Consider the following 824-nt stretch of genomic DNA (forward strand, 5'->3'; position numbering starts at 1 on the left):
ATCTCTATATCTACTACTTATTTCCATACGCCTTTATGCCAAAGCAAACCCAAGTGTCTACCCTTGCCTCGTTTTCTCTTTTCTTGTTCATCGAGCAGAAATGCCGCACAAGTCACACTCGGTGAGAATACAAAAATCGATTTTCGACTGGTGATGCTTTGCTAGCCACTCACCACAACAAAAAAGCCGCCTGTTTGCAGGCGGCTCTTAGGATCATGGCTTGGCTAATCGTAGATTGGCACCACCAAAATATCGACGGGAGATTTGTTCACCAACGTTCTTGAATACGAGATGATCTTGCTCCAGAAGTTATGGTGATGACCGCAGATAAGTAGATCAACTTCGTGCTCTTTGATGGTGACTTCAAGTTTGTCGCCTAGATCGCCAGTCCCGACAAAAAGTGTTCAATGGATATTCCATATAATCGCTAAAGCTTCTTAAACACTCCATTGAATGTTCTGTGAGCGGCCTTTGCGTCGGATTCGACATTTAAGTCGATGAGTTCACGATAAATCTCCCCATGAGTCCCATCGATGTGGATAAGGAAATCTCTGAATCAAAGTAGCTCGCCATTTCAACGGCTCGGTCAATCAGCACGGTACTGTCGTCTGAAATCTCCAAGGCAACCAAGATATGTTTGTATTTCATAGCCTCACCCTTTTGCGCAATGCGTTATCTTTAGCATAGCGATCTCTAACGAAAAAAGTGTCGATAAGATCCCGAAATAGCTCATTTTTATCGAGAGGTGAGTTCGGTATTTTCCAAAAGGCTCAAACGCAAAAACGCAACCATCTGGCTGACGTCTTAACTTGGTTAATTTGTAA

General features: G+C 43.3%; 1 pseudogene. It reads right to left on the reverse strand.

Annotation, left to right across the window (positions count from 1 at the left end):
* Positions 1-224: 224 nt before the first annotated feature.
* Positions 225-648 (reverse strand): annotated as a pseudogene (locus CIK04_RS29415) (universal stress protein).
* Positions 649-824: the final 176 nt, after the last annotated feature.

This window comes from Vibrio sp. 03_296 (assembly GCF_002265885.1).